The sequence below is a fragment of the Aeromonas bivalvium genome (assembly GCF_000819765.1).
Taxonomy (GTDB): Bacteria; Pseudomonadota; Gammaproteobacteria; order Enterobacterales; family Aeromonadaceae; genus Aeromonas; species Aeromonas bivalvium.
The window spans coordinates 100,943-117,338 of the sequence record NZ_CDBT01000035.1 but is presented as its reverse complement, the minus strand read 5'-3'; the positions used below and the strand labels follow the sequence as shown (position 1 = coordinate 117,338).

The 16,396-nt window shown below is 65.2% G+C and carries 14 protein-coding genes; 4 read left to right on the top strand and 10 right to left on the bottom strand.

All coding sequences use genetic code 11. From position 1 onward, the window contains the following. Nucleotides 1-42 precede the first annotated feature (42 nt). Entirely contained in the window at nt 43-1,866 is a 1,824-nt protein-coding gene (gene recQ / locus BN1119_RS11730; protein ID WP_041998013.1) for an ATP-dependent DNA helicase RecQ, read from the top strand. A gap of 90 nt (nt 1,867-1,956) precedes the next feature. Here recQ and BN1119_RS11725 read toward each other — a convergent pair whose 3' ends face one another. After that, complete coding sequence (locus BN1119_RS11725) at nt 1,957-2,259, bottom strand: c-type cytochrome (RefSeq protein ID WP_041998011.1); 303 nt, start codon at nt 2,257-2,259, stop codon at nt 1,957-1,959. A 105-nt stretch (nt 2,260-2,364) separates the two neighbouring features. Between BN1119_RS11725 and BN1119_RS11720 the strand changes: the two genes are divergently transcribed. The 3 genes from BN1119_RS11720 to BN1119_RS11710 all read left to right on the top strand — a co-directional run bounded on the left by BN1119_RS11720 (nt 2,365) and on the right by BN1119_RS11710 (nt 4,879). Further along, a complete protein-coding gene (locus tag BN1119_RS11720; protein ID WP_041998009.1) occupies nt 2,365-3,792 on the top strand; it encodes a protein adenylyltransferase SelO in 1,428 nt (475 codons plus the stop codon). Nucleotides 3,793-3,826: 34 nt separating this feature from the next. Further along, nucleotides 3,827-4,114 (top strand): DUF3630 family protein, encoded by a 288-nt coding sequence (locus BN1119_RS11715; RefSeq protein WP_041998007.1) that lies wholly within the window; start codon nt 3,827-3,829, stop codon nt 4,112-4,114. A 93-nt stretch (nt 4,115-4,207) separates the two neighbouring features. Then, nucleotides 4,208-4,879 carry a 7-cyano-7-deazaguanine/7-aminomethyl-7-deazaguanine transporter gene (locus tag BN1119_RS11710; protein ID WP_041998005.1) on the top strand — a complete coding sequence of 224 codons (672 nt, stop codon included), beginning with the start codon at nt 4,208-4,210 and terminating at the stop codon, nt 4,877-4,879. 314 nt (nt 4,880-5,193) lie between these two features. On the opposite strand, the gene rraA is transcribed toward BN1119_RS11710, so the two are convergent. From rraA to hlyD, 9 genes are all read right to left on the bottom strand, one after another. After that, entirely contained in the window at nt 5,194-5,679 is a 486-nt protein-coding gene (rraA, locus tag BN1119_RS11705; protein WP_041998003.1) for a ribonuclease E activity regulator RraA, read from the bottom strand. Between the two features lie 142 nt (nt 5,680-5,821). Then, on the bottom strand, nt 5,822-7,219 hold the full coding sequence (gene cysG / locus BN1119_RS11700; protein ID WP_041998001.1) for a siroheme synthase CysG: 1,398 nt from the start codon (nt 7,217-7,219) through the stop codon (nt 5,822-5,824). A 12-nt stretch (nt 7,220-7,231) separates the two neighbouring features. Then, nucleotides 7,232-8,044, bottom strand: a complete 813-nt coding sequence (nirC, locus tag BN1119_RS11695) for a nitrite transporter NirC (protein ID WP_041997999.1) — start codon at nt 8,042-8,044, stop codon at nt 7,232-7,234. A 57-nt stretch (nt 8,045-8,101) separates the two neighbouring features. Beyond that, nucleotides 8,102-8,419 (bottom strand): nitrite reductase small subunit NirD, encoded by a 318-nt coding sequence (gene nirD / locus BN1119_RS11690; protein WP_041997997.1) that lies wholly within the window; start codon nt 8,417-8,419, stop codon nt 8,102-8,104. 201 nt (nt 8,420-8,620) lie between these two features. After that, nucleotides 8,621-11,167 (bottom strand): nitrite reductase large subunit NirB, encoded by a 2,547-nt coding sequence (gene nirB, locus BN1119_RS11685; RefSeq protein ID WP_041997995.1) that lies wholly within the window; start codon nt 11,165-11,167, stop codon nt 8,621-8,623. Nucleotides 11,168-11,471: 304 nt separating this feature from the next. Further along, nucleotides 11,472-12,560 (bottom strand): ABC transporter permease, encoded by a 1,089-nt coding sequence (locus tag BN1119_RS11680; RefSeq protein WP_041997993.1) that lies wholly within the window; start codon nt 12,558-12,560, stop codon nt 11,472-11,474. A gap of 2 nt (nt 12,561-12,562) precedes the next feature. Further along, complete coding sequence (locus BN1119_RS11675; RefSeq protein ID WP_041997991.1) at nt 12,563-13,678, bottom strand: ABC transporter permease; 1,116 nt, start codon at nt 13,676-13,678, stop codon at nt 12,563-12,565. Beyond that, nucleotides 13,675-15,429: an ATP-binding cassette domain-containing protein gene (locus BN1119_RS11670; protein WP_041997989.1), complete on the bottom strand. Its 1,755-nt coding sequence runs from the start codon at nt 15,427-15,429 to the stop codon at nt 13,675-13,677. The genes BN1119_RS11675 and BN1119_RS11670 overlap by 4 nt, the downstream gene beginning before the upstream one ends. Further along, nucleotides 15,426-16,394 carry a secretion protein HlyD gene (gene hlyD, locus BN1119_RS11665; protein WP_041997987.1) on the bottom strand — a complete coding sequence of 323 codons (969 nt, stop codon included), beginning with the start codon at nt 16,392-16,394 and terminating at the stop codon, nt 15,426-15,428. Before hlyD ends, BN1119_RS11670 begins: the two co-directional genes overlap by 4 nt. Nucleotides 16,395-16,396: the final 2 nt, after the last annotated feature.

The following is a 16,396-nucleotide window of genomic DNA, read 5'->3' as shown; positions in this document are numbered from 1 at the left end:
GGGCGACGGCTGCTTTAGAATGGCGACCCCAAAGGAGAGCCCATGACCGTCATCGCCGAAACCCTGCCCGACACGCCTCTTGCCTTGCTGCAGGCGGTGTTCGGCTATCAGCAGTTCAGGCCGGGTCAGCTCGATATCATCGAGCAGATAGTGGCGGGCCGCGATGGCCTGGTGCTCAAGCCCACCGGCGGCGGCAAGTCGCTCTGCTACCAGATCCCGGCGCTGCTGCGGCCCGGTCTGGGGGTGGTGGTCTCCCCCCTCATCTCCCTGATGAAGGATCAGGTCGACACCCTGCGGGCCAACGGGGTGGCGGCGGCCTACATCAACTCGGCCCTAAGCCGGGAGGAGCTGATCCAGCATTTTGCCGCCATGCGCCGGGGCGAGATCAAGATTGTCTATGTCTCCCCCGAGCGGCTGCTGCAACACGAATTCATGGACAGGCTGGCCGAGCAGCCCCTCGGCCTGTTTGCCATCGACGAGGCCCACTGCGTCTCCCAGTGGGGTCATGACTTTCGCCCCGAGTATGCGGCCCTGGGCCGGCTCAAGCAGTGGTTCCCCCAGGTGCCCGTGGTGGCCCTTACCGCCACCGCCGACGAGGCGACCCGGCGCGATATCCTGCATCGCCTCGAACTGCAGGATCCCTTCGTCCATACCGCCAGTTTCGACCGACCCAATATCCGCTACAGCCTGGTGGAGAAGTTCAAGGCAGCTGAGCAGCTGCTGCGCTATGTCCAGGGCCAGAAGGGCAACTGCGGCATCGTCTATTGCTCCAGCCGCAACCGGGTGGAGGAGGTAGCCGAGCGCCTGGTGCGCCACGGCAGCAAGGCGGCTCCGTACCATGCCGGTCTGCCCCTCGAACAGCGCCAGCGCACCCAGGAAGATTTCCTCAAGGATGATGTCGAGATAGTGGTGGCGACGGTGGCGTTCGGCATGGGGATAGACAAGCCCAACGTGCGCTTCGTGGTGCACTATGACGTGCCCAAGAATATCGAGTCCTACTACCAGGAGACGGGCCGGGCCGGGCGGGACGGCACCCCGGCCGAGGCGCTGCTGCTCTATGATCCCGGCGACATAGGCCGGGTACGTCGCCTGCTCGACAACATCGAGAACCCCCAGCAGCTGCAGGTGGAGCAGTACAAGCTCAATGTGATGGCGGCCTTCGCCGAGGCCCAGACCTGCCGCCGCCAGGTACTGCTCAACTACTTCGGCGAGTACAACGACAAGCCGTGCGGCAACTGCGACATCTGCCTGGATCCCCCCAAGAGCTATGACGGTACCGAAGATGCCCAGAAGGCGCTCTCCTGCGTCTGGCGGGTGGGGCAGGCCTTCGGGGTGGGCTATGTGGTGGAAGTGCTCAGGGGCTCTCTCAACCAGCGCATCAAGGATCATGGTCACGACAAGCTGTCGACCTACGGCATCGGCAAGGATCAGAGTCACGAATACTGGATGAGCGTCATCCGTCAGCTGATCCACAAGGGGCTGCTGACCCAGAACATCACCCGCAACCTGGTGTTGCAGCTGACGGAGGCGTCCCGCCCCGTGTTGCGCGGCGAGGTGAGGCTGGCCCTGGCGGTGCCGCGTCTGCAACCCATCTCCAGCCGCAAGGAGAAACGCAGCGGCCTGCTGGACAACGCCAACTACGACAAGCGGTTGTTCAAGGAGCTGCGGGCCCTGCGCAAGCAGATCGCCGAGGAGGAGGAGGTGCCCCCCTATGTGGTGTTCAACGACGCCACCCTGGTGGAGATGGCCCAGCTGATGCCGATGACAGAGGCGGAGCTGCTGGCGGTCAATGGCGTCGGCCAGCGCAAGCTGGAACGCTTCGGCGAAGCCTTCATGGATCTGATCATCGACTACTGCCGTCGGTAGGGTCGATTAGCGAAGCATCATCGATCCGGCAGACTCAGGTCTGAAGGGTGGCACATCAGAGGATGGCGCCCGTTGGCCGGACGCCGTGAATTATTTCAGGCTGGCGTAATAGGCCGCCAGATTCTCCATGTCTGCCTCGGTCAGCATCGCCATGAAGGGGGCCATCAGCGGCTCCTGACGGCTGCCCTCCTTGAAGGCACTCATCTGTTTCAGCAGATAGGCAGCATTCTGACCGGCAAGATGGGGATAGTGGGGGATCTGGGCCCTGCCATCTACCCCGTGACAGGCGGCGCAGACCGCCGCCTTGGCCTTGCCCGCCTCGATATCGGCCGCCCTGGCATGCTGCCCCCACGCCAGTGCCAGCAAGGGCAGGGCATATACCCATCTTTGCATCTTCTTCTCCTTGAAATGAAATAGAACCATCCCCCGTTAGCCGGAAACGGCCGACGGCGGTATAACAGAGTGACACGAGCATACGCAGGGACGAATCGCACCACCATGAAGCTGATCAATAGTTTTGCCACCGAATTACCCTGGGCCTGCGAGCCGGTGGCGCCCCAGCCCCTGGCCAACGCGCGCCTGCTGCACCTCAACCGCCCGCTGCTCGGCGAGCTGGGGCTGGGGGAGGTGAGCGATGAACAGTGGCTGGCCTGCTGCGGCCAGGGGCAGCCGTTGCCGGGCATGCAGCCGGTGGCCCAGGTCTATGCGGGCCATCAGTTCGGCGGCTACAGCCCGCGCCTGGGAGATGGCCGCGCCCTGCTGCTGGCAGAGCAGCAGGCCCCCGATGGCCAACGCTGGGATCTGCACCTGAAAGGGGCGGGCAAGACGCCGTTTTCCCGCTTCGGCGATGGCCGCGCCGTGCTGAGATCCAGCATCCGCGAATACCTGGCCTCCGAGGCGCTCCATGCCCTCGGCATCCCCACCACCCGGGCACTGGTGCTGGTGGGCAGTGACGAACCCGTCTACCGGGAGCAGGTCGAGAGCGGGGCGACAGTGCTGCGCACAGCGCCCAGTCACCTGCGTTTCGGTCACTTCGAGTACTTCGCCTGGAGCGGCCAGGGGGAGAAGATCCCGGCTCTCATCGATTATCTGCTGCGTCACCACTTCCCCGAACTGGAGAGCGGCGCCGAGCTGTTCGCCGAGGTGGTGCGCCGTACCGCCCGCCTCATCGCCAAGTGGCAGGCGGTCGGCTTTACCCACGGGGTGATGAACACGGACAACATGTCCATCCTGGGGCTGACCCTGGATTACGGCCCCTACGGCTTCATCGACGGTTATGAGCCCGATTTTGTCTGCAACCATACCGATAGCGGTGGCCGCTATGCCCTCAGCCAGCAGCCAGCCGTGGGTTACTGGAACCTGCAGAAGCTGGCCCAGGCCCTGGCGGATCATGTGGATGGGGAGGCTCTGGCTGCGGCCCTCGGCCAGTACGAGCATCAGCTGATGCTGCACTACTCCGAGCTGATGCGCGCCAGGCTTGGCCTGGAGACCTGGGAGGATGAAGACCCCGCCCTGTTCCGCCAGATGTTCCAGCAGTTGGCGGCGGACAAGATTGATTACCACCTCTTCCTGCGTCGCCTCGCCCTGGTCGAGGCGAGCGGGCCCTGGCCTGCCTCCCTGCTGACGTTGCTGCCGGATGCCACCCCCTGGCAGGGCTGGCTCGATGCCTATCGGGCGCGCCTGGCCCGGGAGGGGAGCGAGGACGCGACTCGCAAGGCGCGGATGGATGCCGTCAATCCCAAGTATGTGCTGCGCAATGCCCTGGCCCAGGGGGTGATCGAGGCCGCAGAGCGAGGTGACATGGCGCCGTTTGAGCGGCTTTATGCGGCGTTGCAGCATCCCTATGACGAGCAGCCCGAGTTCGAGGCGTTTGCCACCCCGCATCCTGACTGGTATCTGGGGGAGGCGCTCTCATGCAGCAGCTGAGTCGGGTACGGACCAGAGGAGGATCGCCATGTCAATGCACTGGCATGTGATGGGTTGGGATGAGGAGGCCGGCATACTGTTGCTGGGCCATCCAGCCCTGGATTGGGACAGCTTCCCCGTCCTGGCACAGGGTCTGCTGGCCGAGTGGGAGCTCTCTGCCTTGCAACGGGACAGCGGCGCCGATCGCCACTGTTGGCAGCTGGCGTTCGAGGAGTGTCGCCTCTGGCTGCACTTCGAACATCACAGCGGCTGCTGGCTGAGTGCCGACGACGGGGAGGGGAGGGCGACCCTGGGCTGGCTGGCGCGACAGCACAAGGATTGAACTATGGCGGTGGGGGCGTATAATGCCGCCCCTCGATTAGCGCCATGGTGGCGCTATGGGTTCCCTAACCCCATTAACCAAAAAGGTCACAATATGAATCTGACCCCTGCTCAGCACCAGACGGCGCTGACGCGCCTCGCTTTGTTCCACATCCTGATCATCGCCAGCAGCAACTATCTGGTGCAGCTGCCGATCACCCTCTTTGGCTTTCACACCACCTGGGGTGCCTTCAGTTTCCCCTTAATCTTTCTGGCGACCGATCTGACGGTGCGGATATTCGGCCCGGGCCTGGCCCGCGCCATCATCCGCAGGGTGATGCTGCCGGCGCTGGCGGTCTCCTATGTGCTCTCCGTGCTGTTCTTCGAGGGTAGCTATCAGGGGATGGGTCAGCTGGCGGAGTTCAATCTCTTTGTTGCCCGGATAGCGTTGGCCAGCTTTATGGCATATCTGGTGGGCCAGTTCATGGACGTGGTGGTGTTCAACCGGCTGCGGCAGCGCGGGGCCTGGTGGGTGGCGCCGGCCGCCTCGACCCTGATCGGCAACCTGGTCGATACCCTGGCCTTCTTCAGCATCGCCTTCTGGCGCAGCACGGATCCCTTCATGGCTGAACACTGGGTCGAGATAGCGACCGTGGACTATGTCTTCAAGCTGCTGATAAGCCTCGGCCTGTTCGTGCCGCTCTACGGCGTCCTGCTGCGCTATCTCAGTCGCAAGCTGGTGGGTTCTGCCCATGGTGAGGGATTGTCGGCGACCTCCGGCATCTGATTGTTGCCTGACGACTCCGGCATGGATATTGACCACCCCCAGGGTGGTCAATTTTTTTGCAAGATCGGAGAAATAAGAGTTGCCAAGTCAAATGAGAATGATTATTGTTAACTTGCGTTCCGGGATAGGCCCCATTCGTTCCAACATGGTGACTTCTTGTGAAAGCACGACATTGCTCACATTGCTTCCAGTTATAGGGCCAGTATTTCTGGCCCTCTTTTTTTGCCCAATTTCCGCTGTTTTCCCTCTTTTACCGCCATTTTCCCATAAAAAATGGGAGCCAGCGGCTCCCATCTCTTCGGGCCGGGCACGGCCTATTCGATATCCAGCGGATCCGGGGAGAGGATCACCCCTGTGGTATCTGCATAGAGGTGGTCATCCGGCAGGAAGGTGACGCCGCCGAAGTTGACCGGCAGATCCGTTTCACCCACTTCCTTGCGATCGGCACCGACCGGGATGGCGGCCAGGGCCTGGATGCCGATATCCAGATCTTCCAGCACGTCGACCTCGCGTACGCAGCCGTAGCAGACGATCCCTTCCCACTCGTTCTCCGCCGCCGTGGTGGCGATCTCGCCGTCGATCAGCGCCCGGCGCATGGAGCCGCCGCCGTCGATCAGCAGCACGCGGCCGACGCCGTTTTCCTTGACCATCTCACGGATCAGACCGTTGGATTCGAAGCATTTGACCGTGGTGATGACACCACCGAAGGAGGCGCGTCCGCCGAAGGAGCAGAGCATGGGTTCGAGCACATCGACCATGTCCTGATAGATGTCGCACAGTTCTGAAGTGTTGTATTCCATTGTGTCAGTCCACCGCTGGAAACAGGTGGATCCAGTATAAGGACTGAGCCTGGCATTTCAATGAATATTCCTTGAACAACAAATGGCTGGCGCGCCCGTCACCCGGCTGCTGGCGCCGCGCCCTGCCCCTATCCAGACCTCATCAGGCCGATGCCCTCTGCCTTGCCGCTTCCCCGAACCAGGCGAGCTTGTCCGCCAGGGTTATCACGGATCCCACCATGATCAGCGCCGGACTCTCGACTCCCACCGCCAATTCGGGCAGCTGATCCAGGGTGCCGCGAATGACCCGCTGGCTTGGCTGGGTGCCGCGCTCGATGAGCGCCACCGGGGTGTCGCCCCCCTTGCCGTGGGCCAGCAGCTGCTCGCGGATGGTGGCGCATGACGAAAGCCCCATATAGAACACCAGGGTCTGCTTGTCTTTTGCCAGCAACGGCCAGTCGAGATCCCGGGCGCCCCCCTTGCCGTGGGCGGTGACGAAGCGCACGCTCTGGGCATGATCCCGGTGGGTGAGGGGAATGCCGGCATAGGCGGCGCAACCACTGGCCGCCGTGATCCCCGGCACCACCTGGATGCCGATGCCGCTGCCCACCAGCGTCTCCAGCTCCTCGCCGCCGCGGCCGAAGATGAAGGGGTCGCCCCCCTTCAGCCGCACCACCCGCTGCCCCTTCTTCGCCTCCTCCAGCAAGAGCTGGTTGATCCCCTCCTGGGGCACGCAGTGGTTGCCCGCCTGCTTGCCGACGAAGATGCGCTTGGCGTCGCGGCGCACCAGCGCCATCACCTCGTCCGAGACCAGGCGGTCATAGACCACCACGTCCGCCTGCTGCATCTGGCGCAGGGCGTGCAGGGTGAGCAGGCCGGGATCGCCGGGGCCTGCCCCCACCAGCACGACTTCGCCGTGAGCCTTGCTCTCGTCGGCAAACAGGTTGTCGGCCAGCTGGTGGGCAGAGGCGTGATCGCCCCGCGCCAATGCCTGCCCGAGCCGGTCGGCCCCGAGCAGCCGCTCCCAGAAGCGACGCCGCTCCCCCATGCTGGCAAAGCGCGCCTTGACCCGCTCCCGCAGGCTGCCGGCGAAGGCCGCGACGGCACCCAGATGTTGCGGCAGCAGGGCCTCGAGTTTCTCCCGCAGCAAGCGGGCCAGCACCGGGGCCTTGCCGCCGGAGGAGATGGCGACCATCAGCGGCGAGCGGTCGATGATGGACGGCATGATGAAGCTGGAGCGTTTCGGGTCATCCACCACATTGGCGAAGATCCCCGCCTGATTGGCGCTCTGGTAGACCAGCGCATGCACTTCGCGCCGATCGGTGGCGGCCACCACCAGCCAATTGCCCGCCAGTTGCTGCGGTGCAAATTCACCGGCCAGCCATTCGATGTTCCCGTTGGCAGCCAGTTCAGCCAGCTCGGGGTCGAGCTCGGGCGCCACGACGGTGAGGCGAGCACCGGCATCCAGCAGCAGGCGCGCCTTGCGCTGTGCTACCTCGCCGCCGCCGACCAGCAGCACGGGTTTGTTGTCGAGTCGGCAAAAGATGGGCAGGTAGTCCATGGGGCCTCCGGATCAGGCGGTTCGGGTCTGGTTGGCGGTGCTGGTGGTCTCGCTCACTGCAACCGGGCGCTCAGCCTTGGGGGTGGCATACCAGTAGCCGAGGCCCATGAAGAGGGCGCCGGAGACTGTGTTGCCGAGCGTCACCCACAGCAGGTTGTGGCCGATGCCGCCCAGGGTGTAGGCCTCGGAGTGGGCGCCGAACCAGGAGAGGGCGAACAGGGTCATGTTGGCGATGGAGTGCTCGTAGCCGGAGGCGATGAAGGCCAGCAGGCACCACCAGATGGCGATGAAGCGGGCGGCCCCTTCGGTGCGCAGCGCCATCCAGATGGCGAGGCAGACCAGCCAGTTGCACAGCACACCCTTCATGAACAGGGTCAGGGCCGGTGCCAGGGTCTTGGCCAGCGCCACCTTGTGGGCCAGACTGCCCGCGTCCGGCAGCAGGCTGCCGCCGTAGGAGTAGATCAGCGCCACGACGACGGAGCCGAGCAGGTTGCCCGCCCAGGTCTGCGGCAGGATGCGCAGCAGATCGGTCATGGCGATCTTGCCGCTCTTAACCCCGAAGGTGAGGAACATGGTGTGGCCGGTGAACAGCTCGGAGCCGGCGATGACAACTAAGGTCAGGGCGATGCCGAAGGTGGCCCCCATCACCAGCGGTCGCACGGTGGGCTCCACCAAGTTGCCGAGGGTGAAGATGAGGATGATGCCCAGGCCCACATAGGCCCCCGCCATGGCGGAGCTGAGCCAGAAGCCGAGCTTGTCGCTGCGCTCGAAGCGGTTGATGCGGGCCGCGTTGGCGGCGCACTTGTTGATGGTTTCCGTGTACATCTTGTGAGTCCTTGAAAGGGCAGCCCTCAGGCAGCCCGAAAGAGAGTGAATTTGGCTTTAGACGGCGACCCAGACCTGCTGATCACGCACTTCAACGGGATAGCTCTGCACCGACATCGCAGGGTTGTCGAAACAGTGGCCATCGCTCAGGCGAAAGCGCTGCTTCTTGAGCGGGCTGGCGACCCAGAGCTCACCCTCGTGTTCACCTACGATGCCACGCGACAGCACGTTGGCGGCGAAGAAGGGATCCCGGTTGTCGATGGCGAACACCTCGGCGGCCGCGCTCGGGCGGAACAGGGCGATCTGACGCCCCTCGATCAGAGCACAGACGCCGGTGCCAGGGAGTATGTCGTTGAGTTGGCAGGCTAATTTCATCGCTTAATCTCCACATCGAGTTGGATGAACTGGCTATCGGGCAGGGCGCAAACGTCCATGCAGCCCGGCAGGATGTCGTTGAGTTGGCAGGCAAGTTTCATCGCTTAATCTCCACCTCGAGTTAGATGAACTGGCTATCGAGCAGGGCGCAAACGTCCATGCAGCCCGACAGGATGTCATTGAGTTGGCAGGCAAGTTTCATTATTTGGTTTCCACCTCGATCTGGTAGACGGGGATGCGCTCGGCCGGGGTGGCGGGCCTGTGCTGCGCGCGCTCGGCGACGAACTGAACGTCCGGGTCGCGCTTGTCGCTGTTGATGAAGTGGCTGAAGCGCTTGAGTGCCTCCTCTTCGTTGAGGGTGCGCGACCATTCGCACTCGTAGCTGTCGATAAGGCGCTGGATATCGCGCTCCAGGGTGTCGGCCAGCCCCAGCTTGTCGTGGACTATCACTTCGCGCAGGTAGTCGACGCCCCCTTCCAGGTTGCCGAGCCAGACCGAGGTGCGCTGCAGTTTGTCGGCGCTGGTCACGTAGAACATCATGAAGCGGTCGATCAGCTTGATGAGCGTCTCGCGGTCGAGGTCAGACGCCAGCAGATCGGCGTGGCGCGGCTTCATGCCGCCGTTGCCGCCCACATAGAGGTTCCAGCCCGCGTCCGTGGCGATGATGCCGACATCCTTGCCCTGGGCTTCCGCACACTCACGGGTACAGCCGGAGACGCCGAACTTCATCTTGTGCGGGGTTCGAATCCCCTTGTAGCGGTTTTCGAGGAAGACCCCGAGGCCGACGCTGTCCTGCACGCCGAAGCGGCACCAGGTGCTGCCGACGCAGGTCTTGGCCATGCGCAGCGCCTTGGCGTAGGCCTGACCGGTCTCGAAACCCGCCGCCAGCAGCTTGCGCCAGATGGCGGGCAGGTCATCCTTCTGGGCCCCGAACAGGCCGATGCGCTGGGCGCCGGTGATCTTGGTGTAGAGCTTGTAGTCGCGGGCCACTTCGGCCACCGCCAGCAGCCCTTCCGGGGTCACCTCGCCGCCGGCCATGCGCGGGATGACCGAGTAGGTTCCGTCCTTTTGCATGTTGCCGAGGAAGATGTCGTTGGTGTCCTGCAGCTGGGTATTGAGCGGGCTCAGCACGTACTCGTTCCAGCAGGAGGCGAGGATGGAGCCGACGGTCGGTTTGCACACCTCGCAGCCATGACCCTGACCGTGCCTGGCCAGCAGCTCGTCGAAGCTCTTGATCCCCTCCACCCTGATCAGATGGAACAGCTCCTGACGGGAGTGGGGGAAGTGGGCGCAGAGGTGGTTGTTGACCTCGATGCCCTGCTTCACTAGCTCGGCGTTGAGCACCTGACTGATGAGGGGCACGCAGCCGCCGCAGCCGGTACCAGCCTTGGTGTGCTGCTTGATGGCGGCCAGGGTGGTGTGACCTTCGGCCACCGCCTGGGCTATGTCGCCCTTGGAGACGTCGAAGCAGGAGCAGATCTGGGCGGTGGAAGGCAGGGCATCCACCCCCAGGGTCGGCTTGGCACCGGCGTAGGCAGGCAGGATCAGGGTGTCCGGGTGGTTCGGCAGCGGCAGGGTGTTGAGCATCATCTGCAGCAGGTTGCCGTAGTCATCCACGTCACCCACCAGCACGGCACCGAGCAGTCGGCTGTTGTCTTCGCTCACCACTATCTTCTTGTAGACCCCGGCCTGGTCATCCTGGAACACATAGCTGTGGCTGCCCGGGGTGCGGCCGTGGGCATCGCCGATGGAGCCGACAGAGACGCCGAGCAGCTTGAGCTTGGCGCTCATGTCCGCCCCCTCGAAACGGCTGTTGCCGCCGAGCAGATGGTCGACGGTGATCTGGGCCATCTTGTAGCCGGGCGCCACCAGCCCGAAGAAGCGACCCTGCCAGGCGGCGCACTCGCCGATGGCGTAGATGTCGGGGTCGGAGGTGAGGCAGTGATCGTCGACAGCTACGCCGCCACGCGGGGCTATGGCCAGTTCGCAATAACGGCCCAGGGTATCCTGCGGGCGGATGCCGGTGGAGAAGACCACCACATCCACTTCCAGGGCGGTGCCATCGGCGAAGGCGAGGCGGTGCTGGGCGTCGCGGCCGCCGTGCATCAGGATCTCGCTGGTGCTCTTGCTGGTGTGCACCTGCACACCCATGGATTCGATCTTGCGGCGCAGCAGCTGGCCGCCCTGACCGTCGAGCTGCTCGGCCATCAGCACAGGAGCAAACTCCACCACGTGGGTCTCGAGACCGAGCGCCTTGAGGGCGCCGGCGGCTTCGAGGCCGAGCAGACCGCCCCCGATCACCACCCCGCTCTTGCCGCTTCTGGCGGCGCTGCGGATGGCTTTCAGATCCTCGATGGTGCGGTAGACGAAACACTCGTGGTGCTGACTGCCCTGGATGGGCGGCACCCAGGGGTAGGAGCCGGTGGCCAGTACCAGCTTGTCGTAACCGACCACAGAGCCCTTGTTGGAGTGCACTTCGCGGTTGGCCCTGTCGATTTTTTTCACCGCTTCGCCGAGTAGCAACCGGATGCCGTGCTTGTCGTAGAAACCGGGTTTGACGAGGGAGAGATCTTCGCTGGTGTGGTGGGAGAAGTAGGAGGAGAGATGGACGCGATCGTAGGCGGGACGGGGCTCTGCACCGAAGACGGTGATCTCGTAGCGGCCCGGCTCGGCCCGCTCGATCAACTCTTCGATGAAGCGGTGCCCCACCATGCCGTTGCCCACAACGACCAGTCTGACTTTGCTCATGGTTGCCTCAAGTTTGGAGTAATAAAACATCAATCTGAGGCTAGGCTACCGAGTCGACGGGGGCGGGCAATTGATGCAAATCAAGTGTCCATTTATATATCCCTTCAGGGGTAACTCAATGAAATTCAACCATATACATAAATGGGTATATGCAAGGCGCATTCATGTGCCAGGCCGGAGTGGCCCGGGAGGGGGACAGGGAAGGGAAGCGGGGTCTTATCCGGCTGGCGGAAAAGACGAAAACTTATCTCATTCACGAGGGCGCCCTTCACCGGGGCGCCCCGTTGCGGACTGCCTGACGATGTCAGGCGATATGGCGGCGAAACAGAGCGAGCGCCAAGGAGAGGCTGGTGCCGCCGATGGCGAGCAGGGGCCAGAGCAGGGGCCAGGCGGCCGACCAGCCGAGCCCCTTCAGAAACACCCCCTTGAGCAGCACGATGAAGTGGCTGAGGGGATCCATGGCGGCGAGCCACTGGAACACTTGCGGCATGTTCTCCACTGGCGAGACGTAGCCCGAGAGGATCACCGCCGGCACCATGAAGGAGAAGACCCCGAGGAACGCCTGCTGCTGGGTCGAGCAGAGGGACGAGATGAAGAGCCCTATACCGGCCAGTGCCAGGCCGTAGCAGATCATGCCCGCCAGCAGCAGGGTCAGGCTGCCGGAAAACGGCACCGCATAGACGAAGCGGGCCGCCAGCGCGACGATGCAACCCTGGCCCACCGCCACCAGGATGCCGGGCACCGCCTTGCCCGCCATGATCCAGCCCGGGGTGAGGGGAGAGACCAGCAGCTGGTCGAAGGTGCCCTCTTCCCGCTCCCGCGCCACCGAGAGCGCGGTGACGATGAGGCAGCCTATGGTGGTGATGATGGCCACCAGGGAGGGGAGCACGTGCCAGCGAAACTCGATGTTGGGATTGTAGAGGTGGCGCACAAGCAGCTCGGGGGCGCCGCGCCCCTCGCTCTGCCAGCGGGCGATCACCTGGCTGATGTAGCCTGCCGCCACCTGGCCGCCGTTGGAGCGGCGCCCATCGACGATGAGCTGTAGCGGCGCACTCTCTCCCCGGGCCAGCCGGCGGGAGAAATCGGCGGGGATGACCAGCGCCAGCAGGGCCTGCTGTTCTGTGATGGCCGCCGTCACCCCGGTCTCGCCCGCCACCGGCAGCACGGTCGTGAAAGCGGGCATATGGGTGAGGCGCTCGATGAGCTCCCGGCTCTGCGCACCCCCGTCCTGGTCGTAGATGGCGAGCGTGTTGCCGGTCACCTCCAGAGTGGCGGCGAACGGGAAGAGGGCGGTCTGCAGCAGTACCGGCATGATGAGCAGGAAGCGTCCCTGGGTGTTGCCCAGCAGGATGGAGAGCTCTTTTCGCACCAGCCACCAGAGTCGAGTCAGCATGGTTACTCCAGGGTGCGCCGCGTCTTGCGGGCGGTGAGGGCCAGCCAGAAGGCGGCCAGCAGCAGCAGGCAGACGCCGTTGACCAGCAGGATGGAGAGCACGTTGCCCGCCTGGTAGAGGGTCTGCAAGGAGCTGGCGAAGTAGCGGGCCGGAATGAGGTGGGTGATGGCCCGCAGCAGAGGCGGCATGCTGGCGATCTCGAACACGAAGCCAGAGAGCATCATGGCCGGCAGGAAGGCCGCCGTCAGGGCCGCCTGGGCGGCGTTGAACTGGCTGCGCATCACGGTGGAGAGAAAGAGCCCGAGCCCGAGGGCGCTGCCGAGAAACAGGCTGGTGAGCACGAACAGGGAGATCAGCGAGCCGCGCCAGGGCACCCCCATCACGGCCACCGAGAAGAGCAGGCAGATGAGCATGGCGGCGATGCCGAGTCCGTAGTAGGGCAGCAGCTTGGAGAGCAGCAGCTCGGCCTTGGTCACCGGGGTGGCGAGCAGGGCCTCCATGGTGCCGCGCTCCCACTCCCGGGCCACCACCAGGGAGGTGAGCAGGGCGCCTATGATGGTCATCACCACGGCAATGGAGCCCGGCACCAGGAAGTTGCGGCTCACCAGCGCCGGGTTGAACCAGGCGCGGGTGCGCAGCTCCACCGGCTGGCTCTGGGGCTTGCCCTCAATGAGGAGCCAGCCCTGCCAGATCCCCTGCACATAGTTGGTGACGAAGTTCGCGGTGTTGGGCTCGGATCCGTCGGTGAGCAGGACGATGCGCGGCGCGCTGCCCCCCTGGCCGGCCAGGGCGCGGGAGAAGCCCTCATCGATCACCAGCAGGCCCCGGATCTCGCCGCGCTCCAGGCTCCCCAGCAGCGCTTCCTTGCTGGCACCCCCGTGCACCTCCAGCGCGGTCGAGCCGCGCAGGGCCTGCTCGAAGCGGATCGCCGGCGCCCCGCCGTCGGCGCGCCAGACCCCGAGGCGCAGGTGGTCCACGTCCAGGTTGATGGCGTAGCCCATCACCACCAGCAGCACCACGGGCATGATGAAGGCGACCAGTATGCTGCTCGGGTCGCGCACGATCTGCAGCGACTCCTTGCGGCACAGGGCCAGCAGACGGCGGCGGTTGATGCTCATGGGTTCTCCTCGCTGGCCCGCTCGACTAGCGTGATGAAGGCCTCTTCCATGGTGGGCAATGAAGAGGTTGGCAAGGCAGTGGTGGTGTCCTTGGCGGCCAGCCCCTTGAGCTCGTCCGGGGTGCCGAGTGCCAGCAGCCTGCCGCGATAGATGAGGGCGATGCGGTCGCAATACTCCGCCTCGTCCATGAAGTGGGTGGTTACCAGCACTGTCACCCCGTGGTCGGCCAGGGCATTGATGTGGGACCAGAACTCCCGCCGGGTCACGGGATCGACCCCTGAGGTGGGCTCGTCGAGAAACAGCAGCGGCGGCTCGTGGAGCAGGGCGCAGGCCAGCGAGAGACGCTGGCGCAGGCCCAGCGGCAGGGATTCCGCCTTCTGATCGAGCCAGGGGCCGAGGGCAAAGGTCTCCACCATGGCGTCGATGCGCGTCTGCTGGGCACGGCCGAACAGGCCGTAGATACCGGCGAAGAACGACAGGTTCTGGGCCACGGTGAGCTGCTTGTAGAGGGAGAACTTCTGGGCCATGTAACCCAGATGCTGGCGCGCCGCCGACGGGCTGCGGGCGAGATCGATGCCGGTCACCAGGGCCTGACCCTCGCTCGGGCGCAGCAGGCCGCACTCCATCTTGAAGGTGGTGGACTTGCCTGCCCCGTTGGGGCCGAGCAGGCCGAAGATCTCGCCGCGGCGCACCGCAAAGCTGACATCGTCGGTGGCGACAAAGTCACCGAAGCGCTTGGTGAGGCGGCGAGCCTCGATCACCGCCTCGGGGGAGACGCCCTCGGGCAGACTGGCCTCGCGCATCCCGCTCGCCAGGCTCGACTCCCCGCCCGGCCCGCCGCCGAGCAGATCGATAAAGGCATCCTCCAGCCGTGCTGGCGTCGGCACAAAGGCCCCCTCGGCCAGCCCCAGCTCACCGAGGGGGGGCGGCACTGCATCGGGGCGCAGCAGCAGGCGCACTCGCTCGCCGGCCACGGCGCCGTCCATCACCGCCGGGTGGGCCAGGGCGCGACGCAGCAGGGCGCGTCGCTCCCGGCCATCCAGTTGCCCCGCCTCCAGCAGCCAGCAGCGGCTCGCCATGGCGCCCATGAGTATCGCCGGGGTGCCGCTGGTGCGCACCGTGCCGTCCGCCATCAGCAGCACGTGATCGCACAGCTCGGCCTCATCCAGATAGGCGGTGCTCCAGAGCACCGTCATCCCCCCCTGAGCGAGCTCGCGCACCATCTGCCACAGGGCACGGCGACTGATGGGGTCGACCCCGACCCCGGGTTCGTCCAGCAGCAACACCTCGGGCTGACCGAGCAGGGCGCAGGCGAGCCCGAGTTTTTGCTTCATTCCCCCAGACAGCTTGCCCGCCGGGCGGGCGGTGAAGCGGGCGAGATCGGTGAAGGCGAGCAGCCGCGCAAAGGTGGGTGTGCGTTCCGGCTCCAGTACGCCACGCAGGTCGGCATAGAGGGTGAGGTTCTCCAGTACGCTCAGATCCTCGTAGAGCCCGAACTGCTGGGGCATGTAACCGAGGCGCTGGCGCAGGGCATCCCCTTCCTGCACAGGATCCAGCCCGAGCACCCGGCTCTGCCCCGCCTCCGGCACCAGCAGGCCGGCCAGCAGGCGCAGCAATGTGCTCTTGCCTGCGCCATCGGGACCCACCAGGCCCGTGATGCCGCCGCTCGGAATGGTGGCCGAGATGGCGTTGAGAGCCACCCGCTCGCCAAAGCGCTTGGTGAGCCCCTCGAGCCGGATGGCGACGCTCATGGTGCCAGCCTGACGGTGACCGGCATCCCCTGGCGCAGGGCAGAGTCAGGATCCTGCACGACTATGCGCAGCCGGTAGACCAGGTGGGTGCGCAGATCCGGCGTCTCCACGGATTTGGGGGTGAACTCGGCGCTGGGGGAGACGAAGCCCACCACCCCTTGATAGGGCTGGTCCGGCCGAGAGTCGGTAGTGAGGGTCACCTTGGCGCCGCTCGGGAAGTGGCCGAGCCAGGGCTCTTCCACATAGGCGCGCACCCAGACCGGGGTGGTGAGCGACAGGTTGAAGGCGGTGGCACCCGCCTGCACCATGCTGCCCGTCTCCACGGCGCGGGTGAGGAGGATGCCGTCGCTCGGGGCGGTCAGGGCCGCATCCGCCAGCGCCAGTTCGGCGCTGGCCAGTGCCGATTTGGCCCCTTCCAGCTCGGCGTCGGACTGGGCGATCTCCTCGGGGCGGAAACCGGTCTCGAGCTGGGCCAGCTGTTCGCGGGCGGCACTTACCTGGGCCCGGGTCTGATCCCGCTGGGAGCGGGCGCTGTCGAGCTGGCCGCGGGAGATGGCGCCGGTCGCCGCCAGGGCGCTCTGGCGACGCCACTGCTGGTCGGCCTCCAGGGCGGCGGCCTCGGCGGCTGCCAGTGCGGCCCGGGCACGGTCCGTCTCTTCGCTGCGATACCCCTTGTGCATCAAAGCGTTGGCAGCACTGAGCGCAGCCAGGTTGGCCCGGGCGCTGTCGCGGCTGTGGATAAGCGGCGCCGGATCGAGGCGAGCCAGCAGCTGGCCTGCTGTCACTTTGTCCCCCTCATCGACCAGCACCTCGCTGACCCTGCCGCCGACTCTGAACGCCAGGTTCACATCGCGGATGTCGACGTTGCCGTAGAGGATGGAGCCATCGGCCGGGCGCCCCTGCCACCAGAGATAGCCACCGATCAGGGTCAGCAGCAGAGCCACGATTGCGATGCGTTGCTTCATAG

Bases quoted from the DNA above. Each gene is read 5' to 3' on its own strand.
- recQ (WP_041998013.1), top strand. From the start codon at position 43: ATGACCGTCATCGCCGAAACCCTGCCCGACACGCCTCTTGCCTTGCTG.
- BN1119_RS11725 (WP_041998011.1), bottom strand. From the start codon at position 2,259: ATGCAAAGATGGGTATATGCCCTGCCCTTGCTGGCACTGGCGTGGGGG.
- BN1119_RS11720 (WP_041998009.1), top strand. From the start codon at position 2,365: ATGAAGCTGATCAATAGTTTTGCCACCGAATTACCCTGGGCCTGCGAG.
- BN1119_RS11715 (WP_041998007.1), top strand. From the start codon at position 3,827: ATGCACTGGCATGTGATGGGTTGGGATGAGGAGGCCGGCATACTGTTG.
- BN1119_RS11710 (WP_041998005.1), top strand. From the start codon at position 4,208: ATGAATCTGACCCCTGCTCAGCACCAGACGGCGCTGACGCGCCTCGCT.
- rraA (WP_041998003.1), bottom strand. From the start codon at position 5,679: ATGGAATACAACACTTCAGAACTGTGCGACATCTATCAGGACATGGTC.
- cysG (WP_041998001.1), bottom strand. From the start codon at position 7,219: ATGGACTACCTGCCCATCTTTTGCCGACTCGACAACAAACCCGTGCTG.
- nirC (WP_041997999.1), bottom strand. From the start codon at position 8,044: ATGTACACGGAAACCATCAACAAGTGCGCCGCCAACGCGGCCCGCATC.
- nirD (WP_041997997.1), bottom strand. From the start codon at position 8,419: ATGAAATTAGCCTGCCAACTCAACGACATACTCCCTGGCACCGGCGTC.
- nirB (WP_041997995.1), bottom strand. From the start codon at position 11,167: ATGAGCAAAGTCAGACTGGTCGTTGTGGGCAACGGCATGGTGGGGCAC.
- BN1119_RS11680 (WP_041997993.1), bottom strand. From the start codon at position 12,560: ATGCTGACTCGACTCTGGTGGCTGGTGCGAAAAGAGCTCTCCATCCTG.
- BN1119_RS11675 (WP_041997991.1), bottom strand. From the start codon at position 13,678: ATGAGCATCAACCGCCGCCGTCTGCTGGCCCTGTGCCGCAAGGAGTCG.
- BN1119_RS11670 (WP_041997989.1), bottom strand. From the start codon at position 15,429: ATGAGCGTCGCCATCCGGCTCGAGGGGCTCACCAAGCGCTTTGGCGAG.
- hlyD (WP_041997987.1), bottom strand. From the start codon at position 16,394: ATGAAGCAACGCATCGCAATCGTGGCTCTGCTGCTGACCCTGATCGGT.